This window comes from Actinoallomurus iriomotensis (assembly GCF_030269445.1).
Taxonomy (GTDB): domain Bacteria; phylum Actinomycetota; class Actinomycetes; order Streptosporangiales; family Streptosporangiaceae; genus Actinoallomurus; species Actinoallomurus iriomotensis.
The window spans coordinates 187,826-205,170 of the sequence record NZ_BSTJ01000008.1 but is presented as its reverse complement, the minus strand read 5'-3'; the positions used below and the strand labels follow the sequence as shown (position 1 = coordinate 205,170).

General features: G+C 71.9%; 12 protein-coding genes. 7 read left to right on the top strand and 5 right to left on the bottom strand.

From position 1 onward, the window contains the following. Positions 1-16 precede the first annotated feature (16 nt). Entirely contained in the window at positions 17-2,872 is a 2,856-nt protein-coding gene (locus QSK37_RS30515; protein WP_285628021.1) for a helix-turn-helix transcriptional regulator, read from the bottom strand. 129 nt (positions 2,873-3,001) lie between these two features. Between QSK37_RS30515 and QSK37_RS30510 the strand changes: the two genes are divergently transcribed. Further along, positions 3,002-3,604, top strand: coding sequence for a dihydrofolate reductase family protein (locus tag QSK37_RS30510; protein WP_285628018.1), 603 nt, complete (start codon positions 3,002-3,004; stop codon positions 3,602-3,604). A 295-nt stretch (positions 3,605-3,899) separates the two neighbouring features. Beyond that, positions 3,900-5,387 carry an MFS transporter gene (locus tag QSK37_RS30505; RefSeq protein WP_285628016.1) on the top strand — a complete coding sequence of 496 codons (1,488 nt, stop codon included), beginning with the start codon at positions 3,900-3,902 and terminating at the stop codon, positions 5,385-5,387. A gap of 138 nt (positions 5,388-5,525) precedes the next feature. Here the strand turns inward: QSK37_RS30505 and fusA are convergent, their stop codons facing one another. Further along, positions 5,526-7,619, bottom strand: coding sequence for an elongation factor G (fusA, locus tag QSK37_RS30500; RefSeq protein WP_285628014.1), 2,094 nt, complete (start codon positions 7,617-7,619; stop codon positions 5,526-5,528). Positions 7,620-7,909: 290 nt separating this feature from the next. On the opposite strand from fusA, the gene QSK37_RS30495 reads away from it, so the two are divergent. From QSK37_RS30495 to QSK37_RS30485, 3 genes are all read left to right on the top strand, one after another. Further along, positions 7,910-8,809, top strand: a complete 900-nt coding sequence (locus QSK37_RS30495; protein ID WP_285628011.1) for an ABC transporter ATP-binding protein — start codon at positions 7,910-7,912, stop codon at positions 8,807-8,809. A gap of 64 nt (positions 8,810-8,873) precedes the next feature. After that, positions 8,874-10,226, top strand: coding sequence for an ABC transporter permease (locus tag QSK37_RS30490; protein WP_285628009.1), 1,353 nt, complete (start codon positions 8,874-8,876; stop codon positions 10,224-10,226). A 3-nt stretch (positions 10,227-10,229) separates the two neighbouring features. Then, the gene (locus QSK37_RS30485) at positions 10,230-12,986 is read left to right on the top strand and encodes a bifunctional YncE family protein/alkaline phosphatase family protein (RefSeq protein WP_285628006.1); all 2,757 of its coding nucleotides are present in this window, start codon (positions 10,230-10,232) and stop codon (positions 12,984-12,986) included. 66 nt (positions 12,987-13,052) lie between these two features. Here the strand turns inward: QSK37_RS30485 and QSK37_RS30480 are convergent, their stop codons facing one another. Continuing rightward, positions 13,053-13,988, bottom strand: coding sequence for a GlxA family transcriptional regulator (locus tag QSK37_RS30480; protein WP_285628003.1), 936 nt, complete (start codon positions 13,986-13,988; stop codon positions 13,053-13,055). Between the two features lie 72 nt (positions 13,989-14,060). Between QSK37_RS30480 and QSK37_RS30475 the strand changes: the two genes are divergently transcribed. Beyond that, positions 14,061-14,396 carry a cupin domain-containing protein gene (locus QSK37_RS30475; protein WP_285628000.1) on the top strand — a complete coding sequence of 112 codons (336 nt, stop codon included), beginning with the start codon at positions 14,061-14,063 and terminating at the stop codon, positions 14,394-14,396. Positions 14,397-14,515: 119 nt separating this feature from the next. Here QSK37_RS30475 and QSK37_RS30470 read toward each other — a convergent pair whose 3' ends face one another. Together QSK37_RS30470 and QSK37_RS30465 are read right to left on the bottom strand one after the other, a co-directional pair. After that, a complete protein-coding gene (locus QSK37_RS30470) occupies positions 14,516-15,193 on the bottom strand; it encodes a VOC family protein (protein ID WP_285627997.1) in 678 nt (225 codons plus the stop codon). A 62-nt stretch (positions 15,194-15,255) separates the two neighbouring features. Then, a complete protein-coding gene (locus QSK37_RS30465; protein ID WP_285627994.1) occupies positions 15,256-16,167 on the bottom strand; it encodes an AraC family transcriptional regulator in 912 nt (303 codons plus the stop codon). Positions 16,168-16,294: 127 nt separating this feature from the next. On the opposite strand from QSK37_RS30465, the gene QSK37_RS30460 reads away from it, so the two are divergent. Next, complete coding sequence (locus tag QSK37_RS30460) at positions 16,295-17,344, top strand: saccharopine dehydrogenase family protein (RefSeq protein WP_285627992.1); 1,050 nt, start codon at positions 16,295-16,297, stop codon at positions 17,342-17,344. Position 17,345: the final 1 nt, after the last annotated feature.

Sequence of the window (17,345 nt, the reverse complement as noted above, 5' to 3'; positions counted from 1 at the left end):
TTCGCTGCCGGACGGGTCAGGAGCTCAGGAGATCCGCCTCGTGGGCTCGCGCGGCGGCCTCCGTACGGGTGGTGGCGCCGAGCTTGGTGAGGATCCTGGCGACGTGGGACGCGACCGTGTTCGGGGTGATGAACAGCTCCTCGGCGATCTGCGGGTTCGACCGGCCGCGGGCGAGGACGCGCAGGACGTCGAGTTCACGGCGGGTCAGGCCGAAGCCGTTCGGCGCCGGGGCGTCGGTGTCCTCGCCGAGGCGGCCGCGGGCGGTCAGGTCGCCGATGCGGGTCAGCAGCGGAGCGGCGCCCAGTTCGGCGGCGATGGCGCGCGCCTCGCGCAGCCGGGAGCGGGCGCCGGGCCGGTTGTTCGAGGTGAGCGCGGCGGCCGCTGCGTCGGTCAGCGCGGTGGCCGTCTCGTAGGGGTTGAGGAGGCCGCGCCATGCCTCGGCGGCGCGGTCCCAGGCGGCGAGCGTGTCGGCGACCTCGGCCTCGAACGTGCGGCGGTAGGCGGTGACCGCCGGAGTGACGGCGCGTACGGAGTCGGCGACGCCGGCCAGCTGCGCGAGCCGGTCGGCGCACTGCCCGGCGACCCCCCGGTTCCGCGGCGCCGCGGCACGGCGGGCGCGCTGGGCTCGCGCGCCGAGCGCCGCGAGCCGCATGACGACGTCCGGCTGCGGTGACGCCGGGGGCAACTGCTCGCCGAGGACGCGGTCGGCCAGTGCCGGGTCGCCTTGGTCGAGGGCCCAGGCGATGCGCTGGAGGGCGATCTCCACCTTGACCTCGGCCGCCCCGCGCGCGTGCAGGGCGAACTCGGTGAGCTGGCGGAGCAGGATCTCGAACCGGTCCGTCTCACCGCGGCAGCGTGCGATGTCGGCGGCCACCAGGCGCACGAACGCGCCGTACAGGGGCGGCGGGCCCTCGGCGAGAGTGTCCTCGACGAGCCGCAGGGCCTCGTCCCACCGGCCCAGCAGCCGGAGGGGGACCGCGCGAGCCGAGGCGAGCGCGCTGCCGCGGGACCGGGCTCGGCCGAGCCGCACGGCCTCTCGCCGCCCGGCACCGGCCAGTTCCGCGGCCGGCCCGTACCGGCCGGTGGACTCCAGGAGCGCGGCCTCCCACTGGAACGTGGTCAGGAAGGTCTGTACGTCCAGGGCCGCCTCGGCGGCACGGCGAGCCTCGGCGAACATGCGCTCGGCGGGCTCGGTCTCGCCGTCCATGCCGTCGAGCGCGGCCAGTACGAGCAGGGCGGGCGCTCGCAGGCCGTCGTCGTCGAGCCGTTCGGCGATGTCCAGCGCCTCGGCCGCGTGCCGCCGGCTGTCGCCGTGGCGGTGCGCGCCGATGCCGACGAACGCCAGGGCGGACAGCAGACCGCCGCGCAGCGCGTCCGACGAACCCGCGGGCACCAGGGCGATCGCCCGTTCGAGGTCGTCGATCCCGGTGCCGTCGACGCGGTTCTGCGACTGGCCGCGCAGGCCGAGCAGCCGGGCCACCCGCTGCGGCTCGCTCTCCGGAGCGAGCCCGGCCAGCGCGGCGGTGGCGTGCCCGACGCCGGCCGCCGACCTGCCCGCCGCGTGGGCCGCCGCCGCGGCCCGCTCCAGCACGGTCGTGCGGTCGGCGCCGATGAGCCGAGGCGGGTCGGCGACCTCGGCCCAGCTCCGCAGGATCAGTTCGAGCAGGTAGAGCTGCTCGTCATAGGCGTTCTGCCGGGCGGCGCGGTCGGCCGCGCGCCAGGCGGCGGGCAGCGCCCGTTCCGGCTCCCCCGCGGCGATCCAGTGTTCGGCCAGGGCCAGGTCGTCGGCGTCGCGGGCGGCGAGCACGGCGGCGTACCGGGCGTGCCGGCGCCGCCGCTCCGCCGGGAGCAGCGAGGCGTACATGGCCTCCCGGATCAGCTCGTGCCGGATCGCGTACGCGTCCTCGTGGACCACCACGAGGTCGCGCCCGACCAGGTCGGCCACCGCGCGCCGCTGCCGCGGCTCGTCCAGGCCGCCGACCTCCAGCAGGATCCGGTCCGGCAGCTCGGCACCGGCGACCGCCAGGGCCGACAGCACCTCGCGCGCCGGATCCGGCAGGTCGGTGATCCGGTCGATCAGCAGGGACCGCAGGTCGCCGGCCGACGCCTCGTCCGCGTCGCTCAGCGTCTCGACGAAGAGCGGGTTGCCGCCGCTGCGCCGGTGGATCCGCTCGCTGCGGGAACGGTCCGGCCGGCGGCCGTCGATGGCCGCGAGCAGCTCGACCACGTGCCGGTGCTCCAGCGGGCCGAGGGCCAGGCGGACGACGTCGCCGCCGCGGCCCAGTTCGGCGAGCAGCTTCCGGTTCGGGTGCCCCGCCGCCAGCTCGCCGGTGCGGATCGTGCCGATCAGCAGGACGGCGCCGTCGTTCAGGTTCCGGGCCAGGTAGGCGAACAGCTCGCGGCTGGACGCGTCGGCCCAGTGCAGGTCCTCCACGACCAGGACGACCGGCCGCGCCTCCGAGACCCGCGTGATCAGCCCCAGCATCTCCTCCAGCAGCCGGACCCGCCCGTACGTCGCCGGTGACGGCCCGAGGTCGGGCAGCCAGTCGCCGAGCGCGGAGCCCGACGGCGGCAGCAGCGCCGCCACCCGGTCGCGCCCGAGCCGGCGTACGAGGTCGCGCAGGATCGCGACGAACGGCACGTACGGAGCGCCCTCCGCGCCGAGCTCCAGGCAACCGCCGGACAGCACGAGAGGCTCGCCCGGCAGCGTCCCCGCGACGGTGGCCACCAGCCGGGACTTGCCGATGCCCGCCTCTCCGCTGACCAGCACCGTCACCGGCCGCCGTGCCAGCGCCCGCTCGTAGGCCGCCCGCACAGCGGCGGACTCGGACGCCCGGCCGACCAGCACCGGGCTGACGATCGACCCGATCATCACCTGGTCACCCCTTCAAATCCGGACAGCATCTCATCAGGTCTGACGACGACGGCCCGTGCCCTGCCCCGGCAGGCTCATCTCATCACCGCGACCGGCCCGCCCGGTCCCCGAACGAAGGAGTCCCCGATGACCGCACCGACCCGTCGCGTCGTCGCCAACATCTCTCTGTCCCTCGACGGACGCGTCACCGGCCCCGGTGGAGAGTACGACATGGGCTGGATCGCTCCGCACGCCCTGAGCGCGGGTGCCCGCTCACACATGGTGGAGGTTACCGGCGCGGCCACCACGGCGCTGCTCGGCCGCAAGAACTACCAGGGCTTCGCCGGCTTCTGGCCCGCCGTGGCCGACGACGAGGCCGCCGATGTCAGTGACCGGACCTTCGCGCGCTGGCTGAACGACGTCGAGAAGGTCGTCTTCTCCAGCACGCTGGAGAAGGTGGAGTGGCAGAACGCGCGCCTGGCCACCGCCGACCCGGCCGCCACCGTCAAGGAGCTGCGGGAGCAGGAGGGCGGCGACATCATCGTCCTCGCCAGCACCAGCGTCATCCGGCAGCTCATCGACGCCGACGAGCTGGACCGGCTGAGCATCACCCTGTGCCCGGAACTCGTCGGCGGCGGCGCCCGCCTGTTCCCCGACGGCCCGGCCGCCTCCTCCTGGTCGCTGACCGCCACGAGCACCACCGAGAGCGGCGCGCTCTGCCTCCTGTACGACCGGGTCCGCCAGGCCTGACGCCACGCCGGGCGCACACGACGGGCCATGCTTGAAACCTGTGGATCATCGGGAAGGGGCCTACCTTCCCGATGATCACGTGAGATCTCAAGCATGGCCAACGCGCCAACGTCGGCGGGGAAGACACACCCGATCCTCCGCTGCGCTACCCATCACCGACAACGGACGGCGCCGGGACGTCTTCGCCAAGTCGACCGGGAGTCGGGCGTCCACAGCCGTGCCGCACCTGACGGCTTGACCTCAATGTTGGTTGAGGTTTCAGGATGGGGGCCGCTACCGACGACGGGAGGAATGTGTGAGCACCATCAGTGTCGGCGCGCGGCCCGCGGGGCGGGTGAGCCCGCCGGTGACGGCGGCCACCGTGCTGCTCGGCGTCCTGGCGCTGGCCATGTCGATCGCGGGCACCGCGGTGGCGGTCCCGCGCATCGGGGACGACCTGGGCGTGTCCGGCGCGGCCCTGCAGTGGGTGGTCGCCGGATACAACCTGACGTTCGCCGCGTGCACGCTCGTGTGCGGCTCGCTGGCCGATCTGTTCGGCCGCCGACGCGTCTTCACGCTCGGGGCGGCGCTGTTCACGGTGGCGGCGCTGGCCGGCACGGTCGCGAACGGCATCTGGCTGCTGGACGCGGCGCGGCTGCTGGCCGGCGTGGGAGCCGCCGGGATGATGGCCGCGGGCGGGGCGATCCTGGCGTCGACGTTCGATGGTGCCGCGCGCACCCGTGCGTTCGCCGGGATGGGGACCATGGCCGGCGTCGGCATCGCGATCGGCCCGAGCCTGTCCGGCTGGATGATCGGCGGGTTCGGCTGGCGCGGCACGTTCGGCGCGTACGTGGTCGCCGGCCTGCTGGTCCTGGCGGGCAGCCGGTTCGCTCCGGAGTCGCGGGCCGGCGAGCGTCCCCGTGTGGACCATGGGGGGATCACCACCTTCGTCGGCGGGCTGGCCGCGCTCATGTTCGGCATCATGCAGGGCCCGGAGCAGGGCTGGAGCGCCGCGCCGGTGCTCGTCGCACTGGCCGTGGGAGCTCTCCTGCTGGTGGCCTTCGGCGTGGTCGAACGCCGTGGCGCCCACCCGGTGCTGGACCTGACGCTGATCCGGAACCGGCCGTTCATGGGCTGGTGCCTGGGCACCCTGGCGACCTCGATCGGGTTCGTCGGTGTGCTGGTGTTCCTGCCCACCTATCTGCAGGGCGTGAACGGGGTTCCGGCGAGCGAGTCGGGCGTGCTGATGCTCATGTTGACCGCGCCGGTGCTGGTCGTTCCGCCGCTGGGCGGCCGGCTGGTGACCCGCGGCGTGCCCGGCCGCACGCTGATGACGGCGGCACTGGGCCTGATCGCGGCGGGCAACGCCTGGCTGACCGTGCTGCGTCCCGGCATCGGCGTGGCCGGGCTGCTCGGCCCGCTGCTCCTGATCGGCGTCGGGATGGGCCTGTCGTTCGGGATCACCGACGGCCAGGCCATGAACATCGTCGAGCCCACACGCGCCGGGACGGCTGCGGGCTTCCTCAACACCGTGCGCGGCGCGGCCGAGGCCCTGGTCATCGCGGTGTTCGGCGCGGCGCTGGTCAGCCTCATCCGGGTGGAGACCGGATCGCCGGCCGCGGCGGCGCGGATCGCGGCGGGCGAGGTCGCCCGCACGGAGCGCACCGCGTTCACGGACGCCTGGCACTCGGCCCTCAGCGGTGTCACCCTGGTCACCGCGCTGTGCGCCGTCGCCGTCTTCGTCCTGCTCCGCCCGCGCCGCTCGTCTGTGGACGACGCCCTGGAGGGCAGGGGTCGTCGATGACGCCGCAGACCGAGACCCGCCACCCGCCCGGTCCCACACGCGCCTCGCCGGACGGCTGAACCGAATCAACGACTCAGGACACCGGCCGTTCGTGCCGGGGCGGGTGCCGGCGTGCTGCCGACGCCCGCCCCGGGTGCGTCACGCCTTGGCGACGATGGCCTCGGTCAGGCCACGTGGGACCTCGGCGTAGGAGGCGAACAGCATCGAGTGGCTCCCCCGTCCCGAGGTCCGGCTGCGCAGGTCACTGACGTAGCCGAACATCTCCGACAGCGGCACCAGTGCCCGGATGAGGCGGGCGCCGGACCGCTCGTCCACGGCCTGCACCTGGCCGCGGCGTGCGTTCAGGTCGCCGATGACCTCTCCCATCGCGGCGTCGGGGGTGACGACCTCGACCGCCATCACGGGCTCCAGGAGCACGGGTGCCGCCTGGCGGGCGGCCGCGCGGAACGCGTGGTACCCGGCCTGCCGGAACGCCAGTTCGGAGGAGTCCTGCTCGTGGAAGGCGCCGTCGACGAGCGTGACGCGTACGCCCGTCATCTCGTGCCCGGCCACGATGCCGGCCTGCATCGCGTCCTGGCAGCCGGCGTCCACCGACGGGATGAACTCCTTCGGGACGCGGCCCCCGGTGACCTTGTTCACGAACTCGTAGCCGTCCGCGATCGGTTCGATCGAGATCTGTACCTTGGCGAACTGTCCCCTTCCTCCGGTCTGTTTCCGATGCGTGTAGCCGACCAGCTCCACCGGCCTGCGGACGGTCTCCCGGTAGGCGACCCGTGGCCGGCCGAGGTCGGCCCGTACCCCGAGCTCCCGTGCCATCCGGTCGACGAGGATCGACAGGTGCAGCTCACCCATCCCGCCGATGACGGTCTGGCCGGTCTGCGGATCGGTCCGTACGACGAAGGACGGGTCCTCCGCGGCGAGCCGCTGGAGCGCCGACGGGAGCCGCTCTTCGTCCGCCCTCGACCGGGGGCGTACGGCCGCCTCGATGACCGGCTCCGGCAGGTCCATGGACTCCAGGACCACCGGGCGCCGCTCGTCGCACAGCGTGTCGCCGGTCGTGGTGCCCTTCAGCCCCATGAGGACGACGATGTCGCCCGCGCCCGCCGAGTCCAGCTCCTGGCGCCTGGCCCCGTACATCCGGAAGATGCGGCCGATCCGCTCCTTCTGTCCGCTGACGGAGTTGAGCACCGTCATGCCCGGTTTCAGCCGGCCGGAGTAGATCCGGGCGAACGCCAGCGCGCCCAGGTGCCGGTCGGTCACGATCTTGAACGCCAGGGCGGCCGGTGGCTCGTCGTCGGACGGCGCGATCCGGCCGCTCCGTTCGACGTCGAGGACCTCGACGTCGAGCGGTGACGGCAGGTAGCGCACGACCGCGTCGAGCAGGGGCTGGACGCCCTTGTTCTTGAACGCGGTGCCGCAGAGCACCGGCGTGACCGTGACGTCCGCCGACGTGCCGGAGGCGATGGTGATCCGCCGGATCGCCGCGTGCAGGCGCTCCTCGGACGGCTCGCGCCCTTCGGCGTACAGCCGCATCATCTCCTCGTCGTGCTCGGCGACCGTCTCCAGCAGCCGGTCGCGCCACTGCCGGGCGGCCTCGGCGTACGCGGCCGGGATGCCGGTGACCTCGTACGCCTCACCGAGGCGCGCCTCGGCGTGCCAGACGCAGGCCTTCATCCCGACCAGGTCGACGACGCCCGTGAAGGCAGCCTCGGCTCCGATCGGCAACTGCAGGACCAGCGGCACCGCCCCGAGCCGGTCGACGATCGTGTCGACGCAGGCGTGGAAGTCGGCGCCCGCGCGGTCGAGCTTGTTGACGAAGCAGATCCGCGGCACGCCGTACCGGTCGGCCTGGCGCCAGACGGTCTCGGACTGCGGCTCCACGCCCGCGACCCCGTCGAACACCGCCACGGCGCCGTCGAGCACCCGCAGGCAGCGCTCCACCTCGACGGTGAAGTCGACGTGCCCGGGGGTGTCGATGATGGTGACGGCGTGGTCGGCACCGTCGACCGTCCAGTGACAGGTGGTCGCGGCGGACGTGATCGTGATGCCGTGTTCGCGCTCCTGCTCGGTGTGGTCCATCAGCGTGTCGCCGTCGTGGACCTCGCCGATCCGGTACGCGACGCCGGTGTAGTAGAGGATCCGCTCGGTGGTCGTCGTCTTGCCCGCATCGATGTGGGCCATGATCCCGATGTTGCGGACCGCGGCCAGATCCAGACGAGTCGTGGTGGCCATGGGCTTTGATCCCTTCTGCGCTCGATGGGTGAACGACGACCGGTCGTACTGCGGCCCAAGTATCAAGTCGCGGCTCCCGCCACCGCACGTCATTTTCCCGGGCCGTGTGCAATCGCCCGTTGATTGTCTTATTGGCGGCTTTGGCGTCGTTCGCCCAAAATTCGACTGCGCGCCCCTCCACGGCAAACCGCGCTCCCTAGGGTCCTCCTGCTGAAGATCGATCAGAGGAGACCGACATGCGCAGGAGCCCCGCAGTCCGGGGTCGCGGGATCAGGAAGTCTTTCGGCGATGTGGTCGCACTCGACGGCGTCGACCTCGACGTGGCAAGCGGGCAGGTCCACGGCCTGGTCGGCCCGAACGGCGCGGGCAAGACGACGCTCCTCGGTCTCCTGCTGGGCCTGGCGGTCGCCGACAGCGGCCGGCTGGAGATCCTGGGTACGACGGTCGGGCGGACGCTCGCCGTCCCCGACGGCGTCTCCGGCTTCGTGGACGGGCCGGGCCTCTACCCGTCGCTCACCGCGCGGCAGAACCTCTCGGCCCTGGCCGCACTGCGCGGGCACGAGACCGGTCAGGCCGCACGCGTCGGCGAGGCGCTGGAGCAGGTCGGGCTCACCGACGTCGCCGACGACCGCCTCCGGGGCTTCTCTCTCGGCATGCGCCAGCGGCTCGGGCTCGCCGCCGCGCTGCTGACCGAACCGCGGCTGCTCGTGCTCGACGAGCCGGCCAACGGCCTGGACCCCGCCGGCAAGCACCACGTGCACCGCGTCATCACCGGGCTCGCCGCGGCCGGGACCGCGGTGGTCCTGTCCAGCCACCGGATGGACGACCTCGCCGCGCTGTGCTCGGAGGTCACCCTCCTCGCCACCGGGCGGGTCGTGTTCTCCGGGCCGGTGGGCAAGCTCGCCGCCGAGAGCGGCGAGCTCGACTACCGGGTGCGCACCTCTGACCCGGCCGAGGCTCATCGGGTGGCGCTGGAGACGCCCGGACTCCAGGTCAAGTCCGACCGCGACCCCGCCGAGCGGCCGGACACCGACGTGCTCGTGGTCCGCGGGCCGGTGCCCGTTCTCGACGACCTGGTGGTGCGGCTCGTACGGGCCGACGTGGCGGTACGGGAACTGGCGCCCGTCGTGTCGCCGCTCGAGGCCGCGTTCCTGGCCATGACCGGGCAGACCGATGAGGAGAACAAGTGACCGAGCGAAGCGAGGGCACCGGAAAACACAGCGACTTTGTCATGAGGCTGACGAAGGAGGCCTCATGACGACTGTGGCCGCGCCGCCCAGGGTCGAGGCCCAGCCGGCGCCGGTGCTGCGCGGGTACCGGTTCGAGCTGGTCAAGCTGCTGTCGCAGTGGCGGATCCGGGTGCTGCTGCTCGCCTGCTGGATCGCCCCCGCGGTGTTCGTGGTCGCGGTGAGCCTGCAGAGCACGCTCCCCAGCGACACGGTGTTCGGCCGCTGGATGCACGCCACCGGCTGGGCGGGGGCCCTGGTCGTACTGGACTTCTCCCGCAGCTGGGCGCTCCCGCTGCTGACCGCCCTGGTCGCCGGCGACGTCTTCGCGACCGAGGACCGGCTGGGCACCTGGCGCCACCTCCTCGTGGCGGTCCGCTCGCCGCGCCGGATCTTCGTGGCGAAGGGCCTCGCCACCCTCACCGTGCTCCTGGTGCTGGTGGCCGGGCTGGCGGTGTCGGGCATCGCCGGCGGTCTGGCCGCGGTCGGCGACCACCCGCTCGTCGGCCTGGACGGGCATCTCCTCAGTCCGGGGGGCGCGGCCGGCACGGTCCTGCTCTCGTGGGCCTGCGTGCTGGCGCCGACGCTGGCGTTCGCCGGGGTCGGCCTCCTCGGCTCGGTCGCCCTGGGCCGCTCGACGATGGGCCTGTTGATGCCCGCGCTCCTCGCCTTCGCGCTCCAGCTCACGCAGCTGCTTCCGCTGCCGGTGCCGATACGGCTGGCCCTGCCGAGCCACGCCTTCCTCGCCTGGCGCGGGCTGTTCACCAGCCCGGCGCAGACGGGGCCCCTTCTCATCGGCATCGTGGTGAGCCTGGCGTGGGCGATCGTCGCGACCGCGCTGGCCTACCACCTGTTCCTGCGCCGCGGCTTCACCGACCTGGCGTACGACGGGTCGGGCCGGCGCGTCCTCGTCGCGGGGGCGCTTCCGCTGGCCGCTCTGGTCGGCCTCACCGCCGTACTGCTCGCCGTCGTGACCCCGGCCAAGGGCTCCGGGATCGAGCAGGCCAAGCTGCAGCGCTCGCTCGCCACGGTGTACGCCCACCTGTACCGCGTGCAGACGCGGGAGCTCCATCGTCCCGACGTCACCGAGGCGCAGCTCGCGGCCACCGCGTCCTGCGACAAGGGCGGCGACCGGGTCCTCGACCAGGGGCCGGGCAACGACTGGCGCTGTGTCGTGTCCTGGCACCTTCCCGGCACGGCCGCCGTCGGCCAGGCCATCTATCAGCTCGACGTCACCGCGGACGGGCGGTACGTCGCGGACGGAGACGGACCGAAGGAGGTGAACGGCTACTTCCCGGTGCGCACCGAGACCGGTGACGCACCCAATCCCCTGTGGCAGTTCGACGGGAACGTCGATCTGCTCGCAAGCACGAAGGATTAACTCATGCACGTTACGCGCCAGCGCGTCGCGAAGTCCCGTCGTAGATTCTTCGAAAGACGCACCGGCCGGCGGATCCACACGGTGGCGGCCGGCACCGCTGCTCTCGCCGTCGCCAGCGGGAGCATCGCCTACGCCTCCACCACGGGGTTCGGCACCGACCAGGTCGGCCAGACCACCAAAAAGGGCCAGGTCGTCTCCGGCGACCAGTACATCGACCCCATCGGCGAGCGCCTCGTCATCAACAACGGCAAGATCATGTCGTCCACGCTCAGCCCGGACGGCACCCACGTCGCGGCCTCGGTCACCGACGGCGGCATGGCGCTCGCCATCGTGGACGTGAAGAACTGGAAGGTGCAGCAGCTCGTCGGCAACAACGCGGCGGCGAACCTCAAGATCAGCGGCAACGACGTGGGCCAGGAAGGCCCCACGTACTCGCCCGACGGTTCGCAGCTGTGGCTGGGCCAGACCGACGGCTACACCAAGTTCACCGTGAACGCGGACGGCACGCTCGCCAACCCCGTCGCCGTCAAGATCCCGGCGGACGGGGCCAAGCACGCGCTGGTGGCTCAGGCGGTGTTCTCGCCCGACGGCAAGACCGTGTACTCCGCCGTCAACGGCCAGAACCGCGTGGTCGCCATCGACGCGGCGACCGGGGCCGTCCAGCAGAGCTGGGCCGTGGGCAACGCCCCGCGCGGCGTGGCGCTCGTCGGCGGCAAGCTGTACGTCAGCAACGAGGGCGGCCGCCCGGCCAAGCCCGGCGACACCACGATCAACTCCTACGGCACCCAGGTGCCGGCCGACCCGAAGACCGGTGCCACCACCACCGGCACGGTCAGCGTCATCGACCCGGCGAACCCCGCTGCCGCCGCCGCGAGCATCGACGTCGGCCTGCACCCGACCGCCCTGTACGCCAAGAACGGGGCGCTGTTCGTCACCAACACGGCCACCAACAACGTGTCCGTCATCGACACCGCCAAGAACAAGGTCGTCCAGACCATCGCCACCCAGCCGTGGCCGGAGGCGTCGGTGGGCTACGAGCCCGACGCGGCCACGCTCACGAAGGACGGTCACCTGCTGGTGACGCTCGGCCGCGCCAACGCGGTCGCCGTCTACCGGTACACGAAGCCGCTGGAGCCGGTCAGCTACGTCGGCCTGCTCCCGACCGACTACTTCCCCGCGGAGATCACCACTGTCGGCGACGACGTGCTGGTCTCCAACACCCGTGGCATCGACGCCCGCCGTACGCCGCCCGCCAACAGCGCCGGACACGGCACCCACGACACCACGTCCAGCCTGCAGCGGTTCAAACTGCCGAGCGACAAGGTCATCCGGTCCTACACGGCCAAGGTCTTCGCGCAGAACGGCTGGGGCAAGAACGACGTCAAGCTGGCCAACGGCCGCTCCGCGCACGCGGTGGCGGTCCCGCAGCGGCTCGGCGACCCCTCGACGATCAAGCACGTCTTCATGCTCGTCAAGGAGAACCGGACCTACGACCAGCTCTTCGGCGACATCGCGAAGGGCAACGGCGACCCGACGCTGGCCCAGTACGGCGAGAACGTGACGCCGAACCAGCACGCGCTGACCGAGCAGTTCGGGCTGTACGACAACACGTACGACATCGGCACGAACTCCGCCGAGGGTCACAACTGGCTGATGCAGGCCGACGACCCGGAGTACACCGAGTCCTCGGCCGGTGAGTACCTGCGCAGCTACGACACCGAGGACGACGCTCTCGGCCACCAGCGGACCGGCTTCATCTGGTCCGGTGCGCAGGCGGCGGGCAAGACCGTACGGGACTTCGGTGAGTTCCAGCAGTTCCTGACCAAGCCGGCCGGCGCGACCTGGCAGAACCTGTACTGCGACACCAAGACCATGGCGGCGAACCCCGCGCAGGACACCGCCTACCCGATGAACTCCTACTCGCCGATCCCGTCACTGAACAACGTGTCGGTGCACGGCTTCCCGAAGTTCGACACCAGCGTCCCGGACATCTACCGGTACGAGATCTGGAAGCGTGACTTCGAGAAGAACGGCCCGGCGAACCTCAACATGTTCTGGCTCTCCAGCGACCACACCGGTGGTCCGCCGAACGGGGCCGCTCAGGTCGCGGACAACGACCTGGCCGTCGGCAAGATCGTCGACGAGATCTCGCACAGCAAGTACTGGAAGGACTCCGCGATCTTCGTGGTCGAGGACGACTCCCAGGCCGGCACCGACCACGTCGACGGCCACCGCGCCCCGATCCAGATCATCAGCCCCTGGGCCCAGCACGGCACCGTCGACAATCACTACTACTCGCAGATCACGATGATCCGCACGATCGAGCAGATCCTCGGGGTCCACCCGATGAACCAGAAGGACAGCGCCGCCACGCCGATGAGCGCCGCCTTCACCAACAAGCCCGACTACAAACCGTTCACCGCGCTGCCCAACCGGACATCGCTGACCCTGGGCCTTTCCACCCTGCCGACCTGTGGCGCGGACACCCCCGCGGCGCAGGACCCGAAGGCCGCGGCCGCGCCGACGACGGCGGCCGTGCCGAAGGCCGAGCAGCAGGTGGCGGCGCAGTGGCAGGCATGGAAGGCCAAGCAGCCCTTCTCCGCGCCCAACGCCAAGGCCGACTCCGCCAACCCCGAGCAGATGAACCACTTCTCGTGGTACGAGGCTCACGGGTGGAAGAAGCCGTACCCGGGTGAGAGCAAGATCTACGCGCCGGACAAGGTGCCCGGCGCCTACATCCCGTCGTCGGACACCGACTGACGCGGGACTGATCACCTAAGGAGGCCCCTGGCCGGCGTCACCGCCGGCCAGGGGTCTCTTTTCGTGTCAGGAGACCCGGAACGCCCGCCGGTAGGCGCCCGGGGTCGTGCCCACCTGGGCGCGGAAACGGCGGCGCAGGTTGACCGCCGAGCCGAGACCGACGCGGCCGGCGATCGCCTCCACCGGCAGGTCCGTCTCCTCCAGCAGGGTGCGCGCCTCGGCCACCCGGCGGGACAGCAGCCACGCGCCCGGGCTCGTACCGAGCCGGTCGTCGAAGCGCCGCGCCAGCGTACGAGGCGAGACGCCGAGGTGCGCGGCCAGGTCGTCCACGGACAACGGCGTCCCGAGGCGCGCGCCCGCCCACTCGAGGAGACCGCCGAGCGCGTCCCCGGGCGGCGGAGGCGGCGCGTACTGCGCCTGACCTCCCTCACGGTGCGGCGGCATCACCATGTGCCGGGCGACGAGGGCGGCGTGCGCGGCCCCGTGGTCCTTGCGGACGAGGTGCAGGCACAGGTCCATGCCCGCGCCCGCACCGGCGCTGGTCGCGACGTCGCCGTGGTCCACGTACAGCACGTCCGGTTCCACCCGCACCGCGGGGAACTCGCGCCGCAGTCGCTCGGCACGCGCCCAGTGCGTGGTGGCCGAGCGGCCGTCGAGCAGTCCCGTACGGGCCAGCGCGAACACCCCGGAGCAGATCGTGACGAGCCGCGCCCCACGGGCGTGCGCCCGCAGCAGCGCACGGCGCACGCCGGCGGAGAGCGGCACCTCCACCGGCGCCCAGCCGGGGATGAGCACGGTGTCCGCGGCCGCGAGCGCCGAGAGCCCCAGCGGCACGGACATCCCGTACCCGGCCGACGTCGGCACCGTGCCGGGCGTCTCCGTGCACACCTGGAACTCGTAGTGCTGCGGCACCCCGTCCCGTACCGTGCCGAAGACCTCGGCGGCACAGCCGAGCTCGAACGTCGACTGCACCGGCCGCACCAGGGCCACCACGCGATGCATGGCAGGAAAATACCCCATGGTGTCATTGCAGACGGTGTCGCTTCCTGACCCGCGCGCGGCACGGTGGATGGCATGCAATCCGAGATCCTCGCCCAGTCGGGCTACACCTCCGTTTCCGTCAGCGAGTCCCCGGTCCGCGAACTCTTCCCGGGCATCCGGCTGCGCCCACTGTGGAAGGGCCCGACCGGCGCGCACGCCAACGTGCTGGAGATGGACCCGGGCACGTCATGGCCGCACCGCGACGTCCACGAGCCCGGCCCGGAGGAGGTCTACGTGCTGACGGGAACGTTCAACGACGGCGCCCGCGACCACCCGCCGGGAACGTTTTTGCACGCCCCGGCCGGAACCTGGCACGTGCCGTCCAGCACAACGGGCTGCACGCTGTTCCTCTTCTACCCGGAGGGCTAGTGCCGCACTTTACGCCGGCCGTTGATCCACATCGATGGTGATCACAACCTCATCGCCCAGAGAAGGTTCGACGCGGCAGTGCAGACTCAGGTCGACGATGCGACCGTCACGCGGGCGCCTTATCCCTGGTACAGGTCGATGTGGTTGCCGGCCGGATCCTTCACGGTTGATGACCGTGGCTTCCACGGTTTGTCGGCCGGCGCTTCGATTTCGACGGCTCCGGCGGTGAGTGCCCGTGCGTGCGCGGTGTCGACGTCGTCGACGAGCAGTCCGAACTTGGCCGGCCCGCCGGGCCAGGGGTGCTGTTTCTGGTCGGCCACCGTCACGAGGAAGAAGTCGTCGTCAGGGTAGCCGCCGAACTGAAAAGAGCTGATCTCTTCGTGGTAGGCGGCGTCGAAGGCGTCGCGGTAGAACGCGATCAAGGTGGGCAGGTCGTCGGTCACTATGGTGACCTGGGCGATGCGACGGGTCTTCACCGGCAACCCCTTCTCAAGGTAGCGCTCGACGTTTTCGATGAGCTGCGCCAGCGAGTCGGCTCTGGCGCGCAGGCGTTCATGGTGCTCGCTGAGTACGGCCTCGACGCCGCGTTCCCGAACCGTTCGCATCGCGTCGACGGGTACCTGGAGACGTCGCAACGCCGCGTACAGACGCGCCTCGCCGACCTGGTCGGGCCGGTACCGGCGGTATTTGGTGTCGGGGTCGACATAGGCGGGCGTCAGCAGCCCGACCTCGTCGTAGTGTCGCAACGCGGTGATCGACAGGCCGGTGACGAGCGAGAAGCTTCCGATGCTCAGCACGCGACCATTCTGCGAGTCTCGCGCCACCTGAGAGTCAAAAAGGTCACCGGAGGTGGGAGGCCTCAGGGCCCCTGCTTCCGGTATCGGCCGGGGGCGACGCCGAAGGCTCGTTTGAACGCGTTGGCGAACGCGAACTCCGATCCGTAGCCGACTCGGGTCGCCACCGCGCTCAGGGGGAGGTCGGAGTCGCGCAGGAGTCCGGCCGCCGTGGTCATCCGCCACCAGGTCAGGTAGGCCAGGGGCGGCCGGCCGACCAGCGCGGTGAACCGCCGGGAGAACGCCGCGCGGGACATTCCCGCCCGTGCCCCCAGTTCCTCGACCGTCCACGGCCGGGCCGGGTCGTCGTGGATGCCGTCCAGTGCCGCCATGATGCGCGGGTCGCGGAGTGCCGCGGTCCAGCCGGTCGCCGCGTGGCCCTCCGGCTGTTCGTCCAGCCAGCCGCGCACCATGTAGACCAGCAGCGCGTCGAGGAGTGACGGCAGGACGGCGTCCGCCCCCGGGCGGCGTCGTTCGAGTTCGGTTCCGAGCAGGTCGATCGCGGCGCGCAACGACGGATGGCGTCCGACGCGCGACGGCAGGTGGACGATCTCCGGAAGCTCGTCCAGCAGGGGATGCCGCCGGGTCCGGTCGATCAGGTAGGCGCCGCAGAGCAGCACGACGGAGTCGGGGCCGTCCGGCGGAAGCCGATCCTCCATCTCGGTCAGCGCGGTGACCGGAGGGTCGGCCGGCGGATCGGAGAGGCCGTCGGCGAGTTGGTGCGCGCTGCCGTGCGGCAGGAACACCGCGTCGCCCGTACCGAGCGCGATCGGCGAGCCGCCCTCGGAGGTCAGCCGGCACGCTCCCTGCAGGACCACGTGGAAGCCCGCTCCCGCGAACGACGAGTGGCGTACGGCCCACCGGCCGCGCCTCCCGGTGCGCGCCGAATGCGGCCTGCCCAACCGCATCGCGGTGATCGCGTCACTCAGCACGTCCATGAACGCCAGCGTATCGCCAGACGATCGCAGTGAGACGCACGCTTATGAACAGAGCACTATCGAGCATTGAGCGTCTTGGCACAGGACTCATAGCGTCGAACTCATCCGAGCCGCGAGGAGCAGATCCATGAAGATCGCCGTCTATGGGGCGAACGGCTATACCGGAAGACTCGTCGTCGCCGAGCTGGCCCGGCGAGGCATCGACCTCGTGCTGGTGGGGCGCGACATCGAACGCCTCCGCAAGACCGCGGCCGGAACCGAGACACGCGCCGCCGGAGTCGACGACACCGCCGCGCTCGCCGGCGCATTTCACGGCTGCGACGCGGTGATCAACTGCGCGGGCCCGTTCAGCGTGTCCGGTGAGGCGGTCGTACGGGCCGCGATCAGGGCCGGCCGTCACTACGTGGACATCTCCGGCGAACAGCTCTACCTGAAGCGGATCCACGACACGTTCGCGCAGGAGGCCACGGAGGCCGGCGTGACGGTGGTACCCGGCGTGAACGACGACGGCCTGCCCAGCGACCTGATCGCGCACCTCGCGGCCCGGCGGGTCTCGCCGGTCGCCGAGCTGGTCATCGCCCTGGACCTGGCGCGCAGCGGCGCCTCACCGTCTCGCGGCACGCTGCGCTCCGCGCTCGCGAACATCGACACGTTCACCGGCGGCGGCCTCACCTACCGCGACGGCGACTGGCGCCCGGACGTCCCCGCTCTCCGTACGTCGATCGTCTTCCCCGGTGGTACGGGACCGGCTCCGGTCGCCCGGTTCCCCCTGCCCGGCGTCGTCACCGTTCCCCGGCACGTGTCCGCTCGGCACGTCGAGGGGGTGGTCCGGACGGAGCTGGTGGCCGCCTTCTCCGCGGTCACCCCCGAGGTGGTGGACAGCGTGCCCGACGGGCCGTCCGAGGACGACCGCCGCGCCGGGCGGTGGACCGTCCTGGCCGAAGCCACCGGCCAGGACGGGCGCTCGGCCCGTGGCGTGGTGTCGGGCCCGGACACGTACGGCTCCACCGCGGTCATCGCGGTCGAGAGCGCCCGCCGCCTCGTCGCCGACGGAGCCGAGCCCGGCGTGCTCGCCCCCGCCCAGGTCTATGACCCGATCGGCTTCCTCGACTTCCTCACCGAGCACGGCGCCACCTGGACCGTCGAGGTAGGACCGGCGCCTCGTACGGGCCCCTGAC